This window comes from Streptomyces sp. NPDC048751 (assembly GCF_043198595.1).
In the GTDB taxonomy this organism is placed as follows: Bacteria; Actinomycetota; Actinomycetes; order Streptomycetales; family Streptomycetaceae; genus Streptomyces.
The window spans coordinates 665,479-687,003 of sequence record NZ_JBICUX010000003.1; the positions used below are offsets into that span (position 1 = coordinate 665,479).

Annotated in this window: 21 protein-coding genes; 13 read left to right on the top strand and 8 right to left on the bottom strand. The window is 69.4% G+C overall.

Annotated features, from left to right (window positions below; translation table 11 throughout):
* The first annotated feature begins 102 nt into the window (after positions 1 to 102).
* The 7 genes from ACGFNV_RS14820 (at position 103) to pstB (ending at position 8,513) form a co-directional block, all read left to right on the top strand.
* Positions 103 to 2,445 carry an RNA degradosome polyphosphate kinase gene (locus ACGFNV_RS14820; RefSeq protein ID WP_393622445.1) on the top strand — a complete coding sequence of 781 codons (2,343 nt, stop codon included), beginning with the start codon at positions 103 to 105 and terminating at the stop codon, positions 2,443 to 2,445.
* A complete protein-coding gene (locus tag ACGFNV_RS14825) occupies positions 2,426 to 3,613 on the top strand; it encodes a CHAD domain-containing protein (RefSeq protein ID WP_393622447.1) in 1,188 nt (395 codons plus the stop codon). The genes ACGFNV_RS14820 and ACGFNV_RS14825 overlap by 20 nt, the downstream gene beginning before the upstream one ends.
* A 105-nt stretch (positions 3,614 to 3,718) precedes the next feature.
* Positions 3,719 to 4,141 (top strand): NUDIX hydrolase, encoded by a 423-nt coding sequence (locus ACGFNV_RS14830; RefSeq protein ID WP_393622448.1) that lies wholly within the window; start codon positions 3,719 to 3,721, stop codon positions 4,139 to 4,141.
* A gap of 224 nt (positions 4,142 to 4,365) precedes the next feature.
* Positions 4,366 to 5,499 carry a phosphate ABC transporter substrate-binding protein PstS gene (gene pstS / locus ACGFNV_RS14835; RefSeq protein WP_393622450.1) on the top strand — a complete coding sequence of 378 codons (1,134 nt, stop codon included), beginning with the start codon at positions 4,366 to 4,368 and terminating at the stop codon, positions 5,497 to 5,499.
* Between the two features lie 133 nt (positions 5,500 to 5,632).
* Positions 5,633 to 6,640: a phosphate ABC transporter permease subunit PstC gene (pstC, locus tag ACGFNV_RS14840; protein ID WP_393622452.1), complete on the top strand. Its 1,008-nt coding sequence runs from the start codon at positions 5,633 to 5,635 to the stop codon at positions 6,638 to 6,640.
* Complete coding sequence (pstA, locus tag ACGFNV_RS14845; protein ID WP_393622454.1) at positions 6,637 to 7,698, top strand: phosphate ABC transporter permease PstA; 1,062 nt, start codon at positions 6,637 to 6,639, stop codon at positions 7,696 to 7,698. The genes pstC and pstA overlap by 4 nt, the downstream gene beginning before the upstream one ends.
* 38 nt (positions 7,699 to 7,736) lie before the next feature.
* On the top strand, positions 7,737 to 8,513 hold the full coding sequence (pstB, locus tag ACGFNV_RS14850; RefSeq protein ID WP_393622455.1) for a phosphate ABC transporter ATP-binding protein PstB: 777 nt from the start codon (positions 7,737 to 7,739) through the stop codon (positions 8,511 to 8,513).
* A gap of 106 nt (positions 8,514 to 8,619) precedes the next feature.
* On the opposite strand, the gene ACGFNV_RS14855 is transcribed toward pstB, so the two are convergent.
* Both ACGFNV_RS14855 and ACGFNV_RS14860 read right to left on the bottom strand, forming a co-directional pair.
* Positions 8,620 to 9,618: an anion permease gene (locus ACGFNV_RS14855; RefSeq protein ID WP_393622456.1), complete on the bottom strand. Its 999-nt coding sequence runs from the start codon at positions 9,616 to 9,618 to the stop codon at positions 8,620 to 8,622.
* Between the two features lie 7 nt (positions 9,619 to 9,625).
* A complete protein-coding gene (locus ACGFNV_RS14860) occupies positions 9,626 to 10,246 on the bottom strand; it encodes a DUF47 domain-containing protein (protein ID WP_037678700.1) in 621 nt (206 codons plus the stop codon).
* Positions 10,247 to 10,489: 243 nt separating this feature from the next.
* On the opposite strand from ACGFNV_RS14860, the gene ACGFNV_RS14865 reads away from it, so the two are divergent.
* Complete coding sequence (locus ACGFNV_RS14865) at positions 10,490 to 10,855, top strand: metal-sensitive transcriptional regulator (protein WP_393622458.1); 366 nt, start codon at positions 10,490 to 10,492, stop codon at positions 10,853 to 10,855.
* Positions 10,856 to 10,933: 78 nt separating this feature from the next.
* On the opposite strand, the gene ACGFNV_RS14870 is transcribed toward ACGFNV_RS14865, so the two are convergent.
* Positions 10,934 to 11,107, bottom strand: a complete 174-nt coding sequence (locus ACGFNV_RS14870) for a hypothetical protein (RefSeq protein ID WP_166662621.1) — start codon at positions 11,105 to 11,107, stop codon at positions 10,934 to 10,936.
* A gap of 109 nt (positions 11,108 to 11,216) precedes the next feature.
* The gene (locus tag ACGFNV_RS14875; RefSeq protein ID WP_393622534.1) at positions 11,217 to 12,068 is read right to left on the bottom strand and encodes a hypothetical protein; all 852 of its coding nucleotides are present in this window, start codon (positions 12,066 to 12,068) and stop codon (positions 11,217 to 11,219) included.
* Between the two features lie 141 nt (positions 12,069 to 12,209).
* On the opposite strand from ACGFNV_RS14875, the gene ACGFNV_RS14880 reads away from it, so the two are divergent.
* Positions 12,210 to 12,380, top strand: a complete 171-nt coding sequence (locus ACGFNV_RS14880; RefSeq protein WP_166662619.1) for a hypothetical protein — start codon at positions 12,210 to 12,212, stop codon at positions 12,378 to 12,380.
* A 67-nt stretch (positions 12,381 to 12,447) separates the two neighbouring features.
* Complete coding sequence (locus ACGFNV_RS14885; protein WP_393622460.1) at positions 12,448 to 13,986, top strand: FAD-binding oxidoreductase; 1,539 nt, start codon at positions 12,448 to 12,450, stop codon at positions 13,984 to 13,986.
* A gap of 23 nt (positions 13,987 to 14,009) precedes the next feature.
* Here the strand turns inward: ACGFNV_RS14885 and ACGFNV_RS14890 are convergent, their stop codons facing one another.
* The 4 genes from ACGFNV_RS14890 to ACGFNV_RS14905 all read right to left on the bottom strand — a co-directional run bounded on the left by ACGFNV_RS14890 (position 14,010) and on the right by ACGFNV_RS14905 (position 18,511).
* Positions 14,010 to 14,714, bottom strand: a complete 705-nt coding sequence (locus tag ACGFNV_RS14890; RefSeq protein ID WP_393622461.1) for a phosphatase PAP2 family protein — start codon at positions 14,712 to 14,714, stop codon at positions 14,010 to 14,012.
* A 236-nt stretch (positions 14,715 to 14,950) separates the two neighbouring features.
* Complete coding sequence (locus tag ACGFNV_RS14895; RefSeq protein ID WP_393622535.1) at positions 14,951 to 15,895, bottom strand: NlpC/P60 family protein; 945 nt, start codon at positions 15,893 to 15,895, stop codon at positions 14,951 to 14,953.
* A gap of 123 nt (positions 15,896 to 16,018) precedes the next feature.
* Positions 16,019 to 17,704, bottom strand: coding sequence for a protein kinase (locus ACGFNV_RS14900; RefSeq protein ID WP_393622462.1), 1,686 nt, complete (start codon positions 17,702 to 17,704; stop codon positions 16,019 to 16,021).
* A 51-nt stretch (positions 17,705 to 17,755) separates the two neighbouring features.
* Positions 17,756 to 18,511 carry a trypsin-like serine peptidase gene (locus ACGFNV_RS14905; RefSeq protein WP_393622463.1) on the bottom strand — a complete coding sequence of 252 codons (756 nt, stop codon included), beginning with the start codon at positions 18,509 to 18,511 and terminating at the stop codon, positions 17,756 to 17,758.
* Positions 18,512 to 18,883: 372 nt separating this feature from the next.
* Between ACGFNV_RS14905 and ACGFNV_RS14910 the strand changes: the two genes are divergently transcribed.
* The 3 genes from ACGFNV_RS14910 (at position 18,884) to ACGFNV_RS14920 (ending at position 21,437) form a co-directional block, all read left to right on the top strand.
* Positions 18,884 to 19,141, top strand: a complete 258-nt coding sequence (locus ACGFNV_RS14910; protein WP_393622464.1) for a DUF397 domain-containing protein — start codon at positions 18,884 to 18,886, stop codon at positions 19,139 to 19,141.
* 274 nt (positions 19,142 to 19,415) lie between these two features.
* Positions 19,416 to 20,750, top strand: a complete 1,335-nt coding sequence (locus tag ACGFNV_RS14915) for a peptidase S8 (protein ID WP_393622466.1) — start codon at positions 19,416 to 19,418, stop codon at positions 20,748 to 20,750.
* Positions 20,751 to 21,128: 378 nt separating this feature from the next.
* A complete protein-coding gene (locus tag ACGFNV_RS14920) occupies positions 21,129 to 21,437 on the top strand; it encodes a hypothetical protein (RefSeq protein WP_003991275.1) in 309 nt (102 codons plus the stop codon).
* Positions 21,438 to 21,525: the final 88 nt, after the last annotated feature.

The window sequence follows — 21,525 nt, forward strand, 5'->3', positions numbered from 1 at the left end:
AGCCCCCTCCACACCCACATGGCCCCCGTGAGCCTTCCGCCGATATCCCGAACGCCATGTCTCCGTAACCATTGGTTCAGACGGGCTTGCGACGCTCAGCCAATGAACCCCGTCGTGCCCGAACCCTCGCCTCCCCCCGAGGGGAACGTCGCCGCGCTCCCGCCGGCACGTTCCGACGCGCCTGTCTCGCTGCTGGCGCGGAAGAATGGGTCCATGAGCCAGCCGAACACCCAGGCAGAGGTCCAGCACGCACAGCCCTCCGTGGGCTCCATAGCCGCGCACCGCCCGCACACCGTCGCGGCCGCGGTCTCCGACCTTGAGCCCGACATCGATGCGGACCTCGACGCGTACGAGGAGTCGCAGCAGGACGGGGTCCAGCTGCCGCAGGGTCGTTTCCTCGACCGGGAGCGCAGCTGGCTCGCGTTCAACGAGCGCGTCCTCGAACTCGCCGAGGACCCGAACACCCCCCTCCTCGAACGAGCGAACTTCCTCGCGATCTTCGCCAGCAACCTGGACGAGTTCTTCATGGTCCGGGTGGCCGGTCTGAAGCGCCGTATCGCCACCGGCGTCGCCACCCGGTCCGCCTCCGGCCTGCAGCCCAACCAGGTGCTGGAGATGATCTGGGCCCGCTCCCGCGAGCTGATGGCCCGGCACGCCGCCTGCTACCACGAGGACATCGCCCCCGCGCTCGCGGAGGAGGGCATCCACCTGGTCCGCTGGAGCGAGCTGACCGAGAAGGAGCAGGCTCGCCTCTTCACGCTCTTCCGGCACCAGATCTTCCCGGTCCTCACGCCACTGGCCGTGGACCCCGCGCACCCCTTCCCGTACATCTCGGGTCTCTCGCTCAACCTCGCGGTCCGCGTGAAGAACCCCGTCACCGGCCACACGCACTTCGCGCGCGTCAAGGTGCCGCCGCTGCTGTCGCGCTTCCTGGAGAGCTCCCCGGGCCGCTTCGTCCCCGTCGAGGACGTCATCGGCGCCCACCTTGAGGAGCTGTTCCCGGGCATGGAGGTGCTCGAGCACCACGCCTTCCGGCTCACCCGCAACGAGGACCTCGAGGTCGAGGAGGACGACGCGGAGAACCTGCTCCAGGCGCTGGAGAAGGAGCTCATGCGGCGCCGCTTCGGGCCCCCGGTGCGCCTGGAGGTGGAGGAGTCGATCGACCGCGAGGTCCTCGACCTGCTGGTGCGGGAGCTGAAGATCAGCGAGGCCGAGGTGTACCCGCTGCCGGGTCCCCTGGACCTCACGGGCCTCTTCCGTATCGCGTCCCTGGACCGGCCGGAGCTGAAGTACGCCAAGTTCGTCGCCGGCACCCACCGTGACCTCGCCGAGGTCGAGTCGGCGTCCGCGCCGGACATCTTCGCCGCCCTGCGCAACCGGGACGTGCTGCTGCACCACCCGTACGACTCGTTCTCGACGTCGGTGCAGGCGTTCCTGGAACAGGCGGCCGGCGACCCGGACGTCCTCGCGATCAAGCAGACCCTGTACCGGACCTCCGGCGACTCCCCCATAGTCGACGCCCTCATCGACGCGGCCGAGTCGGGCAAGCAGGTCCTCGTACTGGTCGAGATCAAGGCCCGCTTCGACGAGCACGCCAACATCAAGTGGGCGCGCAAGCTGGAGGAGGCCGGCTGCCACGTCGTCTACGGCCTCGTCGGCCTGAAGACCCACTGCAAGCTGTCGCTCGTGGTGCGCCAGGAGGGCGAGACGCTGCGGCGCTACAGCCACGTCGGCACCGGCAACTACCACCCGAAGACGGCCCGCCTCTACGAGGACCTGGGCCTGCTGACGGCGGACCCGCAGGTCGGCGCGGACCTCTCGGACCTGTTCAACCGTCTCTCCGGCTACTCGCGCCGGGAGACCTACCGCCGTCTGCTGGTGGCCCCCAAGTCGCTGCGGGACGGCCTGATCGCCCGGGTCGACAAGGAGGTCCAGCACCACCGTGCCGGACGTCCCGCGTTCGTCCGGATCAAGGTCAACTCGATGGTCGACGAGGCGCTCATCGACTCGCTGTACCGCGCGTCCCAGGCGGGCGTGCCGGTGGAGGTGTGGGTGCGCGGCATCTGCGCGCTGCGCCCCGGCGTCCCCGGCCTGTCCGAGAACATGCGCGTACGGTCCATCCTCGGCCGCTTCCTGGAGCACTCCCGCGTGTTCGCCTTCGGCAACGGCGGTGAGCCCGAGGTGTGGATCGGAAGCGCCGACATGATGCACCGCAACCTCGACCGCCGTATAGAGGCCCTGGTCCGGGTCACCGACCCGGCTCACCGGGCGGCCCTCAACCGGCTGCTGGAGACCGGCATGTCCGACGGCACGTCGTCCTGGCACCTGGGCCCGGACGGCGAGTGGACCCGGCACGCGACCGACGCGGACGGCCAGCCCCTGCGCAACGTCCAGGAGATGCTCATAGACGCCCGGAGGCGCCGGCGTGGCACAGCAACACCTTGACCCGACGGACCCCACGACGGGGCCGGTGACCGGGGACGCCCTCGCGGGCTACCTCCGGGCCCAGGCCACGGAGTTCCTCCGCGCGCTGCGGCTGCACCGGGAGACCGGGGGCGCGAGCGGCGCGGAGGGGACCGTCGACGCGGCGCTCGCCCTGCGCCGCTCGGCCCGTCGTATCAGCGCCAGCCTGCACACCTTCCGCCCCCTGCTGGATGCCGAGTGGTCGGAGGAGATGCGCCCCGAGCTGGCCTGGCTCTCGGGCACCCTGGCCCTGGAGCACGCCTGCGAGGCCCGCCTTGAGCGCCTGCTGCTGGCGCTGCACCGGCTGTCGGGGGCGGGCGTGTTGCCGGCCCGGACGGACGGGGTCGCGGGGCGTCGCGCCGCGAGCCCCGCCGGCGCGGTCGAGAAGAGCCGCGCGAACGGCGTGGCCGTGGGCAGTCGTTCCGCCGCGGCGCGGGGGGCGGCCCCCGAAGGGGAGCGCGCCGGGGGTTCCCGGGGCCGGGTGGGCACGGCGGCCCCCGAGACCGCCGGTCCCCCCAGCGCGCCGGCCACCCCCGAACGCGGCAACCTCACCGTGGGCGCGGCCAAGGCGGGCGCCCTGCTGGAGCGCCAGCTCACCCTCGCCCGGACCCGGGCCCACTCCACCGCCTTGCAGGCTCTGGGCTCCAGCCGGTTCCACGCGGTCGCCGACAAGGTCGCCTTACTGGCCAGCGAGGTCCCCCTGACCGCCGCCGCCACCGCCGCCGACCTGCGCCCGCTCGCCAGGGCCGCGCAGGAACGCCTCACCGACGCGGTCACCGCCCTGCCGCTGGTGACCGCCGGCCACCCCTACAACGCGGAGGCCCTGATCCACGGCCTCTCGCCGGACCCGGCCCCGCATCCGCAGGACGCGCCCTGGCACCAGGTCCGCCTGCTGCTGCGCCTTCACCGCTACGCCGTGGAGGTTCTGCGCGGCGGCAACTCCACCATGGACGTACGTCTGCTCGCCGCAGGCCAGGCCCTCAACCGCCACCGGGACGCCTCGGAGGCGGCGGCTGCCGCGGCGCAGGCCGCCCGCACCCCGCGCATCGCCCCGGCGACGGCGTACGCGCTGGGCGTGCTCCACGCGGACCAGCGGCACGAGGTGGAGGCGGCGAGATTCGCGTTCCAACGCGCTTGGCAGAACACGTAACTGAGAACACGTGACTGAGCAGGACACGTGACTGAGCAGGACACACAACTGAACAGAACACCGATCTGAAGGAAACACCGATCCCCCCAGAGGCGGTGAACCCCTGTGATCAACTCCTACAACATCACCGTGCGGGCGGCCGGCTGCGTCCTGTGGCGCCGCTCCCCGGTCGACGGCGCGTTGGAGCTCTGCCTCGTCCACCGGCCGAAATACGACGACTGGTCGCACCCCAAGGGCAAGCTGAAGCGGGGTGAGGAGCCTCTTGCGGGAGCGCTGCGGGAGGTGGAGGAGGAAACTGGTTACCGGGCTGTGCCCGGCGCGGAACTGACCACGCTCCACTACCTGGCGAACGGCCGCCCGAAGCAGGTGCGGTACTGGGCTGCCGAGGCCCTGGACGGCGAGTTCACCCCGGACGACGAGGTGGACCGCATCCTGTGGCTGCCGCCCACGGCGGCGCGCGCCCGGCTCACCCAGCCGAGGGACCGCACCCTCGTGGACGAACTGCTGCACCAACTGCATCTGGCATAGTCCGGGATCGCGCCGTGTCCTCGACGTAAGCGTTCCGTGACCTAACCACACCGTCTACAGGGGTTCACCCCCCGTTCATTTACGGCCTTCGGCGCCTTCACCTGATCTGCCTAATTTCGGCCTTACGCGGTGCGGACCGCGCCCCTAGGGCGTGTCCGCACAACACAGACTTTCTCGCACGCCGCCGAATTCAGGACGGCGGCTCCTGGAAGGATCTCCCTCAAGTGAAGCTTCAGCGCATGAACCGGCGGGCCCTCTCCCTCGGTGCTCTCGCCGTCTCCGGCGCCCTGGCCCTCACGGCGTGCGGTTCCGATGACACCGGCGACAAGAGCAGCAGCGGCGGCAGCAGCGCGGCCTCCGCCCCCGCCGGCAACATCAAGTGCGACGACGCCAAGGGCCAGCTCCTCGCCGACGGCTCGTCCGCGCAGAAGAACGCGATCGACGCCTGGGTCAAGGCCTTCACGCAGGCCTGCAACGGCGTCCAGATCAACTACAAGGGCGGCGGCTCCGGTGCCGGCGTCACCGCGTTCACGCAGGGTCAGGTCGCCTTCGCCGGTTCCGACTCCGCGCTGAAGCCCGAAGAGGTCAAGGCCTCCAAGAGCGTCTGCAAGGGCGGCCAGGGCATCGACCTGCCGATGGTCGGTGGCCCGATCGCCATCGCGTACAAGCTCGACGGTGTCGACAACCTGGTCCTGGACGCCCCGACGATCGCCAAGATCTTCAGCGGCCAGATCAAGAAGTGGAACGACCCCCAGATCGCGAAGCTGAACCCGAAGGCGAAGCTGCCCGACCTGAAGATCCAGGCGTTCCACCGCTCGGACGAGTCCGGCACCACGGACAACTTCACCAAGTACCTGATCGCCACCACCCCGGACAACTGGAAGTTCGAGGGCGGCAAGGCCTGGACCGCTCCCGGCGGCCAGTCGGCGTCCGGTTCCTCCGGTGTCGCCCAGGGCGTGAAGCAGACCAACGGCGCGATCGGCTACATGGAGCTGTCGTACGCCAAGGACGGTCTGTCCACGGTCGCCATCGACACGGGCGCCTCGGCTCCGGTCGCGGCCTCCTCCGAAGGTGCCACCAAGGCCATCGCGGACGCCAAGGTCGTCGGCGCCGGCAGCGACCTGGCGCTGAAGCTGAACTACACGACCAAGGCCGACGGTGCCTACCCGATCACCCTGGTCACCTACGAGATCGTCTGCGACAAGGGCAACAAGGCCGACACGCTGCCCGCGACGAAGGCGTTCCTGCGCTACATCGCCAGCGAGGACGGCCAGGGCATCCTCTCCGGCATCAACTACGCCCCCATCCCCGCCGACATCAACGCCAAGGTCCGCACCACCATCGAGGGCCTGAGCTGATCTGAAGGTGCGGTCCGGTCCCGGCAACGGAATCGGACCGCACCGTCCGGTGCACCGCCGCCAGGGGCCGCGCTCATTTTCCGGCCCCGCCCGAGTCGCTCGACACGAGCGACTCCGCAGACCGGAGAACCCGATGGACATATCCACACAGAAAACGCAGTCTCCTCCCCCACCCCCGCAGCCGTCCGACGCCGAGCAGAAGCGCGCGGCCCGCGGTGCCACCCGACCCGGTGACCGGATCTTCCTCGGTCTCACCCGAGGGTCGGGCATCCTGCTGTTGGTGATCATGGCCGCGATCGCGGTCTTCCTCACCTACCGGGCCTCCCTCGCCATCAGCAAGGACGAGGGCAACTTCCTGACGACGTTCGAGTGGAACACCGGTGCCGTCCCACCGGTCTTCGGCATCGCCGTCCTGGCCTTCGGCACGATCGTCTCCTCGATCATCGCCATGGTCCTCGCGGTCCCGATCGCGGTCGCCATCGCGCTGTTCCTCACGCACTACGCCCCGCGCAGGCTGAGCGGTCCCATCTCCTACGTGGTCGACCTGCTCGCCGCGGTGCCGTCCATCGTCTACGGCCTGTGGGGCGCGCTGATCCTCGTACCGCACATGAACGGCCTCTTCGGCTGGCTCAACGACTACCTCGGCTGGACCGGCATCTTCTCCTGGCAGGAGGGCCCCGCGCGCTCGATGCTCACCGTGGGCATCCTGCTGGCGATCATGATCCTGCCGATCATCACCAACGTCAGCCGCGAGGTCTTCCGCCAGGTCCCGCAGATGCACGAGGAGGCGGCCCTCGCCCTCGGCGCCACCCGCTGGGAAGTGATCCGCATGGCGGTCCTGCCCTTCGGCCGCTCCGGTGTGATCTCCGCGTCGATGCTCGGTCTCGGCCGCGCGCTCGGCGAGACGATGGCCGTCGCCACCGTGCTCTCCCCGAGCTTCACCATCGAAACCAGCCTGCTCGACCCGGGCGGCGGCACGTTCGCCCAGAACATCGCCAGCAAGTTCAACGAGGCGACGCCGTTCGGCCGGGACGCCCTGATCGCGTCCGGTCTGGTCCTGTTCGTCATCACCCTGCTGGTCAACGGCGCGGCCCGCGCGATCATCGCCCGCCGCAAGGAGTACTCGGGGGCCAACGCATGAGCACCGCAGTCGTCGCCGACAAGCGCCCCAGCAGCCTGCACGGCGCCCGCCTCCCGAAGTGGTCCCCCTGGGCCATCGCCGCCGGCTCGATCGCCCTCGGCCTCGGCATCAGCGCCGCGGCCGGGCTGGACAGCAACATCCAGTGGGCTCTGATCGCCGGGATCCTCTTCCTCGTCGGTACGTACGGCATCGCCGCGCGCGTCGAGGGCCGCCGCCAGGCCAAGGACCGCATCGCGACCGCCTTCGTCTGGGTCGCCTTCCTGCTCGCCGTCGTCCCGCTGGCCTCCCTGATCTGGGCAACCGTCCAGCGCGGTGTGAAGGTCCTCGACGTCTACTTCCTGACCCACTCCATGGGTGTGGTCGCCGACTCCGAGCCGGGCGGCGGCATCTACCACGCCCTCATCGGCACCCTGGAGCAGGTGGGCCTCGCCACCCTGCTCGGCGCGCCGATCGGCGTGCTCACCGCGATCTACCTGGTGGAGTACGGACGCGGCAAGCTCGCCAAGGCCGTCACCTTCTTCGTCGACGTGATGACCGGCATCCCGTCGATCGTCGCCGGTCTGTTCATCCTCAGCCTGATGCTGATGCTGGACCTGCAGCCCTTCGGCTTCGCCGGTTCCCTCGCCCTGGCGATCCTGATGATGCCGGTCGTGGTGCGCTCCACGGAGGAGATGCTCAAGCTCGTACCCAACGAGCTGCGCGAGGCGTCCCTCGCCCTGGGCGTCCCGAAGTGGCGCACGATCCTGAAGGTGGTCCTGCCGACCTCCATCGGCGGCATCACCACCGGCATCATGCTGTCGATCGCCCGCATCGCCGGCGAGACCGCCCCCGTGCTGCTGCTCGTCTTCGGCAACCCGTTCATCAACAACAACCCCTTCGAGGGTGCGCAGGCGTCGCTGCCGCTGTACATCTATCAGCAGTACGCGCAGAGCGCGGGTTCCCAACCGGCTTACGACCGTGCCTGGGCGGCGTCCCTCACGCTGATCGCCTTCGTGATGATCCTCAACATGGTGGCCCGCGGCATCGCCCGCTGGAAGGCCCCCAAGACCGGTCGCTGACGCGACCTTCAGCGACTGATCCTGGAAGTGACGTAATCATGGCCAAGCGAATCGACGTAAGCGGACTCACCGCCTACTACGGCTCCCACAAGGCGATCGAGGACATCTCGATGACCGTCGAGCCCCGCTCGGTGACGGCCTTCATCGGCCCCTCCGGCTGCGGCAAGTCGACGTTCCTGCGCACGCTCAACCGTATGCACGAGGTCACCTCGGGCGGCCGCGTCGAGGGCAAGGTGCTCCTCGACGACGAGGACCTCTACGGCGCCGGCATCGACCCGGTGTCGGTGCGCCGCGAGGTCGGCATGGTGTTCCAGCGCCCGAACCCGTTCCCCACCATGTCGATCTACGACAACGTGGCGGCGGGCCTGCGCCTGAACGGCAGCTACAAGAAGAGCGAGCTGGGCGACATCGTCGAGCGGTCGCTCAAGGGCGCGAACCTCTGGAACGAGGTGAAGGACCGCCTGAACAAGCCGGGTTCCGGCCTGTCCGGCGGTCAGCAGCAGCGTCTGTGCATCGCCCGCGCGATCGCGGTCGAGCCGAACGTCCTGCTGATGGACGAGCCCTGCTCCGCGCTGGACCCGATCTCCACCCTCGCCATCGAGGACCTGATCGGTGAGCTGAAGGAGCGCTTCACGATCGTCATCGTGACGCACAACATGCAGCAGGCGGCGCGTGTCTCGGACCGCACGGCGTTCTTCAACCTCGCGGCCGTCGGCCAGCCCGGCAAGCTCATCGAGATCGACGACACGGAGCGCATCTTCTCCAACCCGTCGGTCCAGGCAACGGAGGACTACATCTCCGGCCGCTTCGGCTGAGCACTGGCCGTGTGAGACCCCTCGCGGTGCTGCATGGCGGTGCCACCGCGAGGCAGAAAAAGGGCCCGCCCCCCGGCTCCCGGGGGGCGGGCCCGTTCACGTCGTTCTAGAGGAACAGCACGTTCACGATCCCGAAGGACACCGCGGCCACGATCGCCGCCGCCGGCATGGTGATGAACCAGCCGAGCACGATGTTCTTGGCCACACCCCAGCGCACGGCGTTGACCCGCTTGGTCGCGCCCACACCCATGATCGCCGAGGTGATGACATGGGTCGTGGAGATCGGCGCCTTGAACAGGAACGCCGTGGTGAACATGATCGACGCGCCGGTCGTCTCCGCCGCGAATCCCTGCGGCGGGTCCAGCTCGATGATCTTCCGTCCGAGCGTCCGCATGATCCGCCAACCGCCCGCGTAGGTGCCGAGCGACAGCATCACCGCGCACACGATCTTGACCCACACCGGGATCGGGTCGCCGTACGTCCCGACGTCGGCGATGACCAGCGCCATCACCACGATGCCCATCGTCTTCTGGGCGTCCTGCAGACCGTGCCCCAGCGCCATACCGGCCGCCGACACGGTCTGAGCTATGCGGAAGCCCCGCTTGGCCTTGTGCGGGTTGGCCTTCCGGAAGATCCACAGGATCGCCGTCATGACCAGGTAACCGACGCCCAGGCCCACGATCGGCGAGACGAACATGGGGATGACGACCTTCTCCAGCACCCCGCTCCAGTACACCGTCGTCCCGCCCGCGAGCGCGGCGCCCACCATGCCGCCGAACAGCGCGTGGGAGGACGACGACGGCAGCCCGAAGTACCAGGTGATGAGGTTCCACGTGATCGCGCCGACCAGTGCCGCGAAGAGGATGCCCATCCCCTTCGACCCGTGCGGCGTCTCGATCAGGCCCTCGCTGACGGTCTTGGCGACGCCGGACCCCAGGAAGGCACCTGCGAGGTTCATCACAGCGGCCATGGCGAGCGCCGCGCGCGGCGTCAGCGCCCGGGTCGAGACCGACGTGGCGATCGCGTTCGCCGAGTCGTGGAAGCCGTTGGTGTACGTGAAGAAGAGCGCGACGCCGACGGTCGCGACCAGTGCGAAGGTGTCCATGAAGGGCTCAGGACTCCTTGACGGCGATGGTCTCCACCGTGTTCGCCACGTGCTCGAACGCGTCCGCCGCCTCCTCCAGCACATCCACGATCTGCTTGAGCTTCAGCACCTCGATCGCGTCGTACTTGCCGTTGAAGAGGTGGGCGAGCAGCTTGCGGTGGATCTGGTCGGCCTGGTTCTCGAGGCGGTTGACCTCGATCCAGTACTCGGTCAGGTTCTCCATGGTCCGCAGGTTCGGCATCGCCTCGGCCGTCAGCTCGGCGGCGCGCGCCAGTACCTCGATCTGCTGCTCGACGCCCTTGGGCAGTTCCTCGACGTTGTAGAGGACGACCAGGTCGACGGCCTCCTCCATGAAGTCCATGATGTCGTCGAGGCACGACGCGAGGTTGTAGATGTCCTCGCGGTCGAAGGGCGTGATGAAGGAGGAGTTCAGCTGGTGGAAGATCGCGTGTGTGGCGTCGTCACCCGCGTGTTCTGCGGCCCGCATACGCTCTGCGATCTCGGCCCGGCCGGCGGTGTCCGCCCCGAGCAGTTCCATGAGGAGCTTCGAGCCCGTGACGATGTTGTCCGCGGACGCGGCGAACATGTCATAGAAGCTCGTCTCCCTGGGGGTCAGACGAAAACGCACGTGGGGTCCTCAAGATGCATCGGTTTCGGTACGGCTGATGCTAGGTGCATCATCCGGCCACAGGAAACGGGCCGTCCATCAGTCGGCCACGGTAAACGGGCCGCCCATCAGTGTCACCCATCGGGCAGAGTGACTCTGGCCAAGGGTCCCCTACCCGGCAAACTTCGCTAACATATACCCACCAGGGGTATATGTCCGCAATCTGTTCACCCGCTGCCCGCCATCCGTTCACAGGAGGACGCCATGACGACCACCGAGGCCGGCGCAGCCGCGCCCTCCTCCCCGCACGACACCGCCCCTCACGAGACTTCCGATCACGACCGCGGAGTGCACGGGTACCACAAGCAGAAGGACGAACACCTCAAGCGTCTGCGCCGCATCGAGGGGCAGATCCGGGGCCTGCAGCGCATGGTCGACGAGGACGTCTACTGCATCGACATACTCACCCAGGTGTCCGCCTCCACCAAGGCCCTGCAGTCCTTCGCCCTGCAACTGCTGGAGGAGCACCTGCGCCACTGCGTCGCCGACGCGGCCGTCAAGGGCGGTGACGAGATCGACGCGAAGGTGGCGGAGGCCACGAAGGCGATCGGACGCCTGCTGCGCACCTGAGGACTGCCTGCCGCACCCCTCGACGGACTGCCTGCCGCGCCCCTGGACCCGGGGCCGGTGCGCGGGAGCGCCCCCGGCTCAACCGCCGGAGGCGTCTCGCTCCTCGGCCACTCTCAGCACCTCGTCGATGCTCTCAAGACTGAGCCGGTCCTGGGCCGCGGAGGCCGCGATGATCAGGTCTCCGCACAGCTCGATCTCGGCGAGGGCCACGTGGTCCTGAACTGCCGTACCGCCGACCGGAGCCACGCGCATCACCTCTTCTCTGCCGTCACCGCTTCCTAGAGTAGGGAGCGGCCTACGCACCGCGCATGGCACGGAAGGGCTAGTTCTCCCCACCCTGGGGAAAACCCTTACTCCTGTCCTACTGCTCAGCGATCCGCCCGGCGTAGATGTCGCCCGACTCCGGCAGGCGTACGTCGACGGGGACCCCGAAGTCGTAGAGCAACGTCGTGGAGGCGACCGCCACGGCGCCCTTCTGCCGTCCGTTGACGAAGCTGAAGCGGTGCCGGACCTTGCGGATGCGGCCCTCGTCGTCGAGATAGACGTCGAACGGCACCCGAGCCGTGGCGAACCCTTTCGCCGCTGCCGCCAGCGATTTTCGGCCACCTTCAGAGGCGTCCCGCGCGGCCGCCGTCAGGTCGGCGGTGCCGCGGTAGTGCCGCACCTCGGCCCCCGCCACCTCCGTCTCGCCGACGTAGGTCGCCGTGCGGGCGCCGCGCAGGAGTTCCGCGGCGGCGAACGGATCGGTGGCCCCGCCGGTCACCAAATTCCCGTCGGACATCGTCGCCGTCTCCACCCGCACCCATTTGTCGGCGGGCACCCCGGCGCCCCGGTTCTTCATGAAGAGGGCGCCCGGCGTGAGGAGTTCGGTGATGGGCCGGTGCTCGACCGCCCCGGTCGGGTCCTCCGGCAGCAGCACCTTCAACCGCCCGAGTTGCCTGCGGTAGTCGTAGACGCCCTGGCCACGGATGGTCACCCGGGTCCCGCCGCTGGCCATCTCCATCGACGTACGGGCCTTGGACGTACCGGCGTCCAGCAGTCGGTCGGCGGCGTGCCGCAGCGTCACGACCGCGTCACCCGCGACGCGCGCGTCCTCGACGGCGGACCCGCTGCCGGAGCACCCACCGGCGCCGACAGCGACGCAGGCCACCAGCCCCGCCACGACGACCGCCCCGCCCACCGTCCGCCTGTGCTGTCCCTGCCGCTGCGCCATCGTCCGCCGCCCCCCAGCCGGTACGTTCGTCACGGACCTCCCGTCCTTCCGGTTAACGACCGGTAGGGAGGGCCGTCACGCGTGGCGCAAGGCTTGCGACCGGCATGCAAGCCCTTTACTCGGGCTGGGTAGCTTGTCAGAGTGACGCAGCAGGACAGGTCGGCCCCACCGCTGACCGACCAGGAGCACCGCACCACCACCGTCGAGCAGGGACCCTTCTGTCTGGCTCGCTGCACCTGCGGCTGGCGCGGTCCGGCCCGCCGGGCGAGAAGCCAGGCGCGGACGGACGCCCAGGCCCACACCGCAGGCTGAGCGTCCCGTGGAACCCTGAGCGCCGCAGGTCCGTCTCGCTCCGTGAAGCCGACGGAAGGCGCAGGACATGGAACGACGGATGTTCATCGGGAGCGGCGCGGCCGCGATCGCGGGTGTCGCGACGGCCGCCTGCCAGGGCAACGGCGGCGGGACGAACACCTCGTCCCACTCCGCCATGCGGACCACCGCGGCCACGGCCGCCGCCAACTGGGCCGCGCTGGCCCGCGACCTGGACGGCTCCCTCGTCCGCCCCGGCGACGCCTCCTGGACCACGGCCCACCAGCTCTACAACACCCGCTTCGACGCACTCAAGCCGGCCGCGGTCGCCTACGTCGCGCACGCGGCCGACATCCGTACGGTCCTGTCGTACGCCCGCGCCCACAGCGTCAAGGTCTCCATCCGCAACGGCGGCCACTCCTACGCCGGTTGGTCCTCCGGTGACGGACGCCTCATCGTCGACGTCTCCCGGCTCAAGGCGGTACGCGCCTCCGGCAACGAAGCGGTGGTCGGCGCCGGCGCCAAGCTGATCGACGTCTACCGCGCGCTCGCCGCGAAGGGCGTGACCATACCGGCGGGCTCCTGCCCGACGGTCGGCGTCTCCGGCCTGGTCCTCGGCGGCGGCCACGGCGTGGTCTCCCGCGCCTACGGCCTGACCTGCGACAGCCTCACCCAGGCGACGCTGATCACCGCCGACGGCAAGCAGCTCACCGCGAACGCGACGGAGAACAAGGACCTCTTCTGGGCCCTGCGCGGCGCCGGCAACGGCAACTTCGGCGTCGTCACCGAGCTGCGCTTCAAGACCCACCCCGCCCCGCAGGCCGTCACGGGCTACCTGTCCTGGCCCTGGTCGAAGGCGGCCGCGGTGGTGAAGGCCTGGCAGGAGTGGGGCCCGAGCCAGCCGGACGAGATCTGGTCCTCCCTGCACCTGGCGAACTCCCCCGGCGGCACGCCCAAGGTGTCGGTCGCCGCGTTCTCCATCGGCACGTACGGCGAGCTCCAGAACGCGGTGGACCGGCTCGCGGACCGGGTCGGCGCCCCGGCCAGCAGCGTCTCCCTGCGCCGCCGCTCCTACGAGCAGGCGATGGAGATCTACGCCGGCTGCTCCTCCTTCTCCACGGACGCCCAGTGCCACCTCCCGGGCTCGACCCCGGGCCGCTCCCCGCAGGGCAAGCTGGGCCGGGAGACGTACGCGGCCCGCTCCGACTTCTTCGACCGCTCGATCTCGGCCACGGGCATCCAGACGTTGCTCAAGCAGGTCAAGGACGTCCGCGGCGGCGCCGGCAGCATCGCCCTCACCGCCCTCGGCGGAGCGGTCAACCGCGTCTCCCCCACGGCCACGGCCTTCGTCCACCGCCGCTCCCGCATGCTGGCCCAGTACATAGCCTCCTGGGGCTCCGGCACGACGGGGACAGCGGCCCAGTCCTGGCTGACCACGGCCCACAAGGCGATGAAGCCGTACGCCTCCGGCGCGGCCTACCAGAACTACACGGACCCGACCCTGACGGACTGGCGCAAGGCGTACTACGGCGACGCGGCGACGCGCCTGACCCAACTGAAGAAGCAGTACGACCCGAACCGCTTCTTCACGTACCCGCAAGGGTTGTAGCGGCCGTTCCGGCAGGGCGTCGCCTACGCGGCGAGGTCCCGCTCCTCGGCGTTCGCAGCCTGCCGGGCCCCCGGAACCACCGACTCCTGCCCCTCGTACGACGTTCCCCGAGCCCGGACCAGCCACCCGGCCCTCGGGGACCGCTCCACAGCCTTCGCCACCGGCGTCAACAGGGCCATGGCGAGCGGGGACAACAGCAACGCCACAGCGGTCCCGAGCGCGAACCCCCCGACGACGTCCGTCGGATAGTGCACGCCCATGTACACCCGGCAGAACCCCTCGAGCAGCGCGACCCCGATCCCGACCACCCCGAACCGCCGGTTGGCGACGAACAACCCCACCGCCATCGCCATGGTGATCGTCGCGTGGTCGCTCACGAACGAGTAGTCGGTCTTGCCGGAGACCAGCACCTCCAGCCCCTGGTGGTCGAGGAAGGGCCGGGGCCGCTCCACGAACCCCCGGATCGGCACGTTCACCAGCACGGCGACAGCGGCGGCCAACGGCGCCCAGACGAGCGCCGCGACGGAAGAGGCAGCGTCCTCCGCACTCCGCCGCCGCACACTCCACCAGCAGCCCAGCACCAGCAGGACCATCGCCAGCAACAGCCCGTACTCACCGACGAACTCGACCACCCGGTCCAGCCAGTGCGGCGCGTCCTTGGCGAGGCCGTTGATGTCGTAGAGCAGGTCGACGTCGGGGTTCGACCCGGATTCGGCGAGTCCAGCCATGGTGCTGCGGCCCCTTCGTCGTGTTCTGCCCGGCACACCTCACTCGTGTGCCGGTCCTGCAACCACCCCCGTGGCGCGTAGACCGTTTTCCTCGCCCGTTCCCGTACGTACGACCGGCTACGACAACAGGAACGCATGCTCCCCGTTGATACGTTCCACTCTCCACCGAATGATCACTCAGACGTTATCGAAGAGAGACCCATCGCCGCAGCTCAGCGGGGTGGTTACCGCCCGGTTCAGACGTTCGTGGGGAGCGCTTTCGCGCCATCTTCGGTTACCCGGGTGGCGCCGAAGTAGTCCGGTGTGTCGATCGGGTCGAACCGGATCACGGCCCCCGTCCGAGGCGCGTCGATCATGTACCCGCCACCGACGTAGATCCCCACGTGCCGGATGGCCCGCGAATTGGTGAGGTCGTCCGAGAAGAACACCAGATCCCCGGGCAGCAACTCGTCCCGCTTCGGATGCGGCCCCGCGTTGTACTGATCGTTCGCCACCCGCGGCAGAGTGATCCCCACACTGTCGTACGCCGCCTGCGTCAACCCCGAACAGTCGAACCGTCCGCCCTGCTCAGCGGTACCGGTCCCACCCCACAGATACGGCGTACCGAGCTTCTTCTGCGCGTAGTAGATGGCTCCGGCGGCCTGCTCGGAGGGGTCGACACGGGAGACGGGGGCGGCGAAGCTCTCCTCCAGTGTGCGGATCCTCTTGACGTAGTTCTGCGTCTCGCTGATCGCCGGCACTCCGCCCGACCTGATGACGCGGTAGGCCCCGGCGTTGTAGGCCGCGAGCATGTTGTTCGTGATGTCGCCCGGCACGTCCTTGACGTACTTAGCCAACTCGCAGTCATAGCTGGCGGCCGACGGAATCGCGTCATTCGGGTCCCAGATGTCACGGTCGCCGTCCCTGTCACCGTCGATGCCGTGCGAGGCCCAGGTGCCGGGAATGAACTGGGCGATGCCGCGGGCGTTGGCGTGACTGACGATGTGCGGATTCCAACCGCTCTCCTGGTACAACTGTGCGGCCAACAGTGCGGGATTTATGGCGGGGCAGAGATTGCCCCACTTCTGGACGAGCCCTTGGTATGCGGCGGGCACGGCCCCCTTGGCGAGCGCCTTGGTCGCGCCGCCCACACCACCCGTGAGGTTTCCGGCGACGAGGTACACGCCGATGACGAGCACCATCACGAAGCTCAGGAACAGCCCGACCGCGGCTCCGCCGATCACCCAAACTTTTCGCACGCCTCAACCATCCCCCACCATGGCCGTGTTTACGGCCCTTTCCCGAACCTGTCCATGTCGTGTGCGCTACTTCGAGACGAACCCGTGGCAGTCAATGGTGACGTAGTTGTTCGTCCCTGTGACATGCAGGAAGAGCACGGTCCAGTCGCCTGGGTCGTTCTCGACGGGGATGGCGTCGCTGTACTTCTTGCCCTGCGCGAACTGCTGGAAGTCGTCGGGGTACGTCAGATACACCCAGTCGGTGCCGAGTTCGACGGGCTTGCTGGTGTACCCCAGGTCCAGGTTCTGGCTGAGTCCCCCCTGGATGGGCTTGCCGGTGTCGGCGTCGATCTCGTGCGGAGGCTTCACGGCCACGGACACGTAGTACGGCGTCGAGGGGACAAACTTGAGCCGGATACCGATCGTGCCCTTGCCCGAGGTGTAGGGGGCGTTGGCGCCCGCGGCGCTGACGGAAGACTGGAACTGTCGGCTGGGCTCCTCCGGAGGCAGATTGCACGTACCGGGGGCCTCCGGTGACGTGGGGTCAGCCGTCCAATAGTCGCGTGACGGGTTTGTCGGCTGGACGTAGGGCGGTGGCTGCGCCCCGGCGTCGTCGCTTCCCGAGGTCGTGGGCGCCGCCGAGCTGCTTCCCGGATGTGCCACGTCGTCCTTGCCCTTGCCGCCGTCGTCATCAGAGCCGGGAAGGAGGGTGAACGCAACGGCAGCGCCCACCGCCACGGCCACACCCGCCGCGGCGGTGATCAGCCACGGCTTGCCGCGCTGCTGACCGGTCGGAGTCGGCTGGGTCACCTGGGTGGGGGTGTAGCCGTAGCCGGGCGGGGCGACTGTCGGCAGCTCGTGGGCGCCGAGGGGGGCATGGGGAGGCTGTGCCGGTATCGCGGCCGTCGGCGTGGGCGGCACCGGCTCACCGAGCCCGGCGAGACTCCCGTAGAACGGGTCCTCGACGAGCGCTGTCGTCACGCCGCACCGCGCTATCACCTCGGCGAGGCCCAGCCGGGCGGCAGGATCCTTCGCCACGCACGCCTCCAGCAGCGCGGCCAATCCCGGTTCCACACCGGCCAGGTCGATGGCCTCGTGAACGGCGCGGTAGCTCACTCCCGCAGGGTCTCCGTGTCCGAAGGGCGGCCGTCCGGTGGCCGTGTGAGCAAGGGTCGCGCCAAGGGCGAAGACGTCCGCGGCGGGTCCGACCTCGTTGCGCAACAGCACCTCGGGGGCGGTGTAACCCGGAGTACCAGGTGCGAATCCCGCCTCGGTGAGCGCCGTATGCGCCGCGCTCCGCGCTATGCCGAAGTCGATGAGCTGCGGCCCCTGGGCCGCGAGGATCACGTTCTGCGGCTTGAGGTCCCGGTGGGTGACCCCGTGCGCGTGAACGGCCGCGAGCCCTTCGGCGAGGGCCGCGAGCACCCCCCGACACGTCTCAGCGGGCATCGGCCCGCTGGTTACCACGGCCTTGCTCAGCGTCGGTCCGGGAACGTACTCGGTCGCGAGCCAATACGGCGCCAAGTCCAACGACGCGTCGATGAGGTTCGCCGTGTACGCACTGCGCACCGCCCGCACCGTCTCCACCTCACGCCGGAACCGCGCCAGCGCCTCAGGATGGTCGGTGATCTCGTCCCGGATCACCTTGATCGCCACCAGCCGCCCACCGGGCGAGCGTCCGAGGTAGACCTGTCCCATACCGCCGGCGCCGAGCCGGGCGAGGAGCGTGTGCGTGCCGATGCGCGCGGGGTCCTGAGCCTTCAGTGCGTCCACTGAACGACCATGCCACACAGCACAGTTCGCGCCACATGGGGCACCCGATGCTCACGGATCCGCGGCCGCGTCCCGGTACAGCCCCGCCGCTTCCTTCCCCAGGACGACGCTGTACGAGATGTCCGGCGTGACCCCACCCTCGTCGTGCCCGCCCAGGACGCCCACGACCTGCCCGTCCCCGTTGACCCACGGGCTGCCGCTGGTGCCGCCCGTGAAGTCGGGGCAGTCGATGCGTTGCTGGGTGGGGCTGTGGGTGGTGGGTCTGTTGGTGCAGGTGATCGGGACCTCGCGGGAGTCGGGGTAGCCGGTGACGGTCACGGCGGTGGCGCCGGTGGTCGTGCGGGTGGCGAGGCGATTGGCGCCGACGACGTCCTCGACGCCCTTGCCCCCCCGCTCGTCCAGGACCGCGAACGCGACGTCACTGTCCTCGTCCTGCCCGCTCACCCACCCGTGCGGGAGGAAGGACCGCTTGACCTTCCACAGCCCGTAGGGGGCCTTCCCGTCGCGGTACCCGGGCGCGAAGACGAGGTCGCCCTTCGCACCGGAGTCCCCGAGGCAGTGCGCCGCGGTGACGATGAGGTTGTGGTGCGGGCCGTGGACGACGGAGGCGGTGCAGAAGTGCTCGCCTTCGAGCTTGCCGGAGCCGTCGAACAGCGCCCCCACCCGCGCGGACCGGGCCGTCACCGCGGCGACATCGGTCACCCCGAAGGGCCCGAGCCCGTCCCCGGCGGCCGCCTCGGAGGCGGAGGTGACCGCCAGCAGCACGAGGAGGCAGAGCAGGGTCTGTGGTCGGGCGGTGCGCTTCATCGGGGCCACTGTGGCCGACGAAGGTGAGAAACCGGTCAGCTCCGCGTTCCCTACCGACACTCTGCTCACAACACTGTCCCTACCCCCACTTCCCCCGCCCACCACCTGTCCGCGCGGCCCCGCACGAGCCGCAGCCCGCGTCCGCGTCCGCGTTCGGCGCCGGCCTCCGGCGGTACGGCGAGGGAGCCACCGTCGGCCGAGGGGACATCGTCGGCCGACTCCGACCAGTCGCACGCCCGGTGCTCCTCGACTCCGAGGCCCAGCTCGACAAGTACCGCGTCCTGTTGAACCGTATGGAAGCCTGCGCACTCTCACCCTCGGAGTCGCGGGACCTCATCCACAAAGACCTCACCCTCGAGAAGGACACCCCCCGTGCCTGACCTCCCCCCGAAGATCCCTGCGGACCTCACCTGGGAACGCGCCGCCCCGCCCGACGCCACCGGACCCGGCCCCTGGATCGAGATCGCGTTCGGTGAAGGGGACGACCCGGAGACGCCCGTCTACATCCGTGAGACCAGTGACCCGGAGAACGTCGTGACGACCAACCGGCGTAAATGGGATGCCTTCGTACTGGGCGTCCAGGCGGGCGAGTTCGACCACTTCGTGGAGGGGGTGCAGGAGGCACCGTGACCCGCGGAGGCGCGGCCGGGACCTGTTCCCGGCCTGTGTCCCACCTGTGGGCCGGGTCAAGCACCGCCCATCGCCCCGCCATCCCCCCGCCATCGCGAAGTAAGCGCCCGACCCCCTTCAGTAAGGCGGAAGTCAGGATTCCAGAACCCTTCTTGTTGTCACGTACTCAACAAGCCACAGTCGACGGCGGGCCGCCGCCCGCCGCCGGGGACCTCGTACCGGTGGTCACCCCCACCCGCACCGCCCCTGTCAACCACTCCCAGGAGGCAGTACGTTGCGTACGACACCCCCCAACTCCCCCACCCCCTCCGGCAGACGGCCGCGCCTCGGACGGATCGGCTCCGCACTCCTCGGCACCGCCACGCTCGTACTCGCCGGACTCGGCACCGCGGCCCACGCGAGCGCGGCCCCCACGGCCCCCACGGCCACGTCCTCCAAGGTGACCTGGACCGCCACCCCCTGCGCCACGCCCAAGCACAAGGGCGACCTGACCTGCAACTCCCTCCGTGTCACCGGTGGCCTCACCGCCTTCCAGAAGCACCGGGCCCAGGCCGACGGCATCACCCCGAAGGCCGCCGACGCCTCCACCCCCTCCGGCTACGGCCCCTCCGACCTCCAGGACGCCTACGGCCTGACCAGCGCCGCCGCGAGCAACGGCTCCGGCGAGACCATCGCGATCGTCGACGCCTACGACGACCCGAACGCCGCGGCCGACCTCGCGAAGTACCGCTCGTACTACGGCCTGCCCTCCTGCACGACCTCCAACGGCTGCTTCAAGAAGGTCAGCCAGACGGGCTCCACGACATCCCTGCCCACGGCCGACAGCGGCTGGGCCGAGGAGGAGTCCCTCGACCTCGACATGGCCAGCGCCGTCTGCCCGCAGTGCAACATCCTGCTGGTCGAGGCCAAGTCCGCCTCCATGGCCAACCTCGGCACCGCGGTCAACGAGGCGGTCAAGCTGGGCGCCAAGTTCGTCTCCAACAGCTACGGCGGCGGCGAGTCCTCCTCCGACAGCACGTACGACTCCTCGTACTTCAACCACCCCGGCGTAGCCATCACCGTCAGCGCCGGCGACGAGGGCTACGGCGCGGAGTACCCGGCGGCCTCCAAGTACGTCACCGCCGTCGGCGGCACCGCCCTGTCCACGGCCTCCAACAGCCGCGGCTGGACCGAGAAGGTCTGGAACACCAGCAGCACGGAAGGCACCGGCTCCGGCTGCTCCGCCTACGACGCCAAGCCGACCTGGCAGACCGACACCGGCTGCTCCAAGCGCGCCATAGCCGACACCTCCGCGGTGGCCGACCCCGCGACCGGCGTCTCCGTCTACGACTCCTACGGCGTCACCGCCGGCTGGTACACCTTCGGCGGAACCAGCGCCTCCTCACCCATCATCGCCGGCGTCTACGCCCTCGCCGGCACCCCGGGCAGCGGCACCTATCCGTCCAAGGACATCTACAACGCGGCCGGCACCTCCGCTCTCAACGACGTGACCAGCGGCAGCAACGGCACCTGCAGCTCCAGCGCCAGCTACCTGTGCACCGCGAAGTCCGGCTACGACGGCCCCACCGGCTGGGGCACCCCGGAGGGCACGGGCGCCTTCACCGGCTGATCCTCCGTCAACACAGCACAACACAGCACGTCGGCGTGGGGCCGTGGGGGCCCCACACCCGGCCAGGGGACGAACGGGCCGCGGCAACCAGCCGCGGCCCGTTCGCGTGCCATGAGAAAATCGGCCTGAAACGTGGCTCAACGACGGGACCACACCCCAGGTTCCGATCCGGCCTCGTTGCCCGGCGTTACCCGCCGTGATACACAGAGTGACCATACGATTCATGTCCACCACCCAGGTGGCAAGCTGTTCGTACGAAACCCGCCAAAGAATGACGCCAAGTCGACATGCGACGGCGCCATTGTCGGCGACAATGAGGCCTGACCTCTGCGCACCGCAGGGGACTGCGGAACAACCCACACAGGGGCGGTGACTTACATGCTCTTTGCGGCCGACAAGGGAGACATCAACACCATCATCGGCGGGATCGCTCCGGACTGGGGCCCCTTCGGCAGCCTGGGCAACGAGGCCAAGGTGATGATCGAGGTCGTGATGGCGGTCGCCATCCTGCTCTGCCTCGGCATCGCGATCTGGGGCGCGGCGAAGCAACGCATCGGCGCGACGGCCCTCCGGGACACCTTCAGCGCGGAACAGGGCAAGGGCCTCATCATCGCCGGCCTGACGGGCGTCTTCATCATCGGCTCCCTAGGCACGCTGTTCACCATCGTGTACGGCATGGCGGTCTAACCCCTCCCGGCCCCTCCGTCCTCTCCGGGCGCGCCCGGCCCCTTTCTGAGGTTGCGTTTCCCTGATGTCGAGTCACCACACCGCGCCC

Excerpts from the sequence above, each read along its gene's own strand:
- ACGFNV_RS14820 (WP_393622445.1), top strand. The coding sequence starts at position 103 with ATGAACCCCGTCGTGCCCGAACCCTCGCCTCCCCCCGAGGGGAACGTC.
- pstC (WP_393622452.1), top strand. The coding sequence starts at position 5,633 with ATGGACATATCCACACAGAAAACGCAGTCTCCTCCCCCACCCCCGCAG.
- pstA (WP_393622454.1), top strand. The coding sequence starts at position 6,637 with ATGAGCACCGCAGTCGTCGCCGACAAGCGCCCCAGCAGCCTGCACGGC.
- pstB (WP_393622455.1), top strand. The coding sequence starts at position 7,737 with ATGGCCAAGCGAATCGACGTAAGCGGACTCACCGCCTACTACGGCTCC.
- ACGFNV_RS14855 (WP_393622456.1), bottom strand. The coding sequence starts at position 9,618 with ATGGACACCTTCGCACTGGTCGCGACCGTCGGCGTCGCGCTCTTCTTC.
- ACGFNV_RS14865 (WP_393622458.1), top strand. The coding sequence starts at position 10,490 with ATGACGACCACCGAGGCCGGCGCAGCCGCGCCCTCCTCCCCGCACGAC.
- ACGFNV_RS14870 (WP_166662621.1), bottom strand. The coding sequence starts at position 11,107 with ATGCGCGTGGCTCCGGTCGGCGGTACGGCAGTTCAGGACCACGTGGCC.
- ACGFNV_RS14875 (WP_393622534.1), bottom strand. The coding sequence starts at position 12,068 with ATGGCGCAGCGGCAGGGACAGCACAGGCGGACGGTGGGCGGGGCGGTC.
- ACGFNV_RS14885 (WP_393622460.1), top strand. The coding sequence starts at position 12,448 with ATGGAACGACGGATGTTCATCGGGAGCGGCGCGGCCGCGATCGCGGGT.
- ACGFNV_RS14890 (WP_393622461.1), bottom strand. The coding sequence starts at position 14,714 with ATGGCTGGACTCGCCGAATCCGGGTCGAACCCCGACGTCGACCTGCTC.
- ACGFNV_RS14895 (WP_393622535.1), bottom strand. The coding sequence starts at position 15,895 with ATGGTGCTCGTCATCGGCGTGTACCTCGTCGCCGGAAACCTCACGGGT.
- ACGFNV_RS14905 (WP_393622463.1), bottom strand. The coding sequence starts at position 18,511 with ATGAAGCGCACCGCCCGACCACAGACCCTGCTCTGCCTCCTCGTGCTG.
- ACGFNV_RS14920 (WP_003991275.1), top strand. The coding sequence starts at position 21,129 with ATGCTCTTTGCGGCCGACAAGGGAGACATCAACACCATCATCGGCGGG.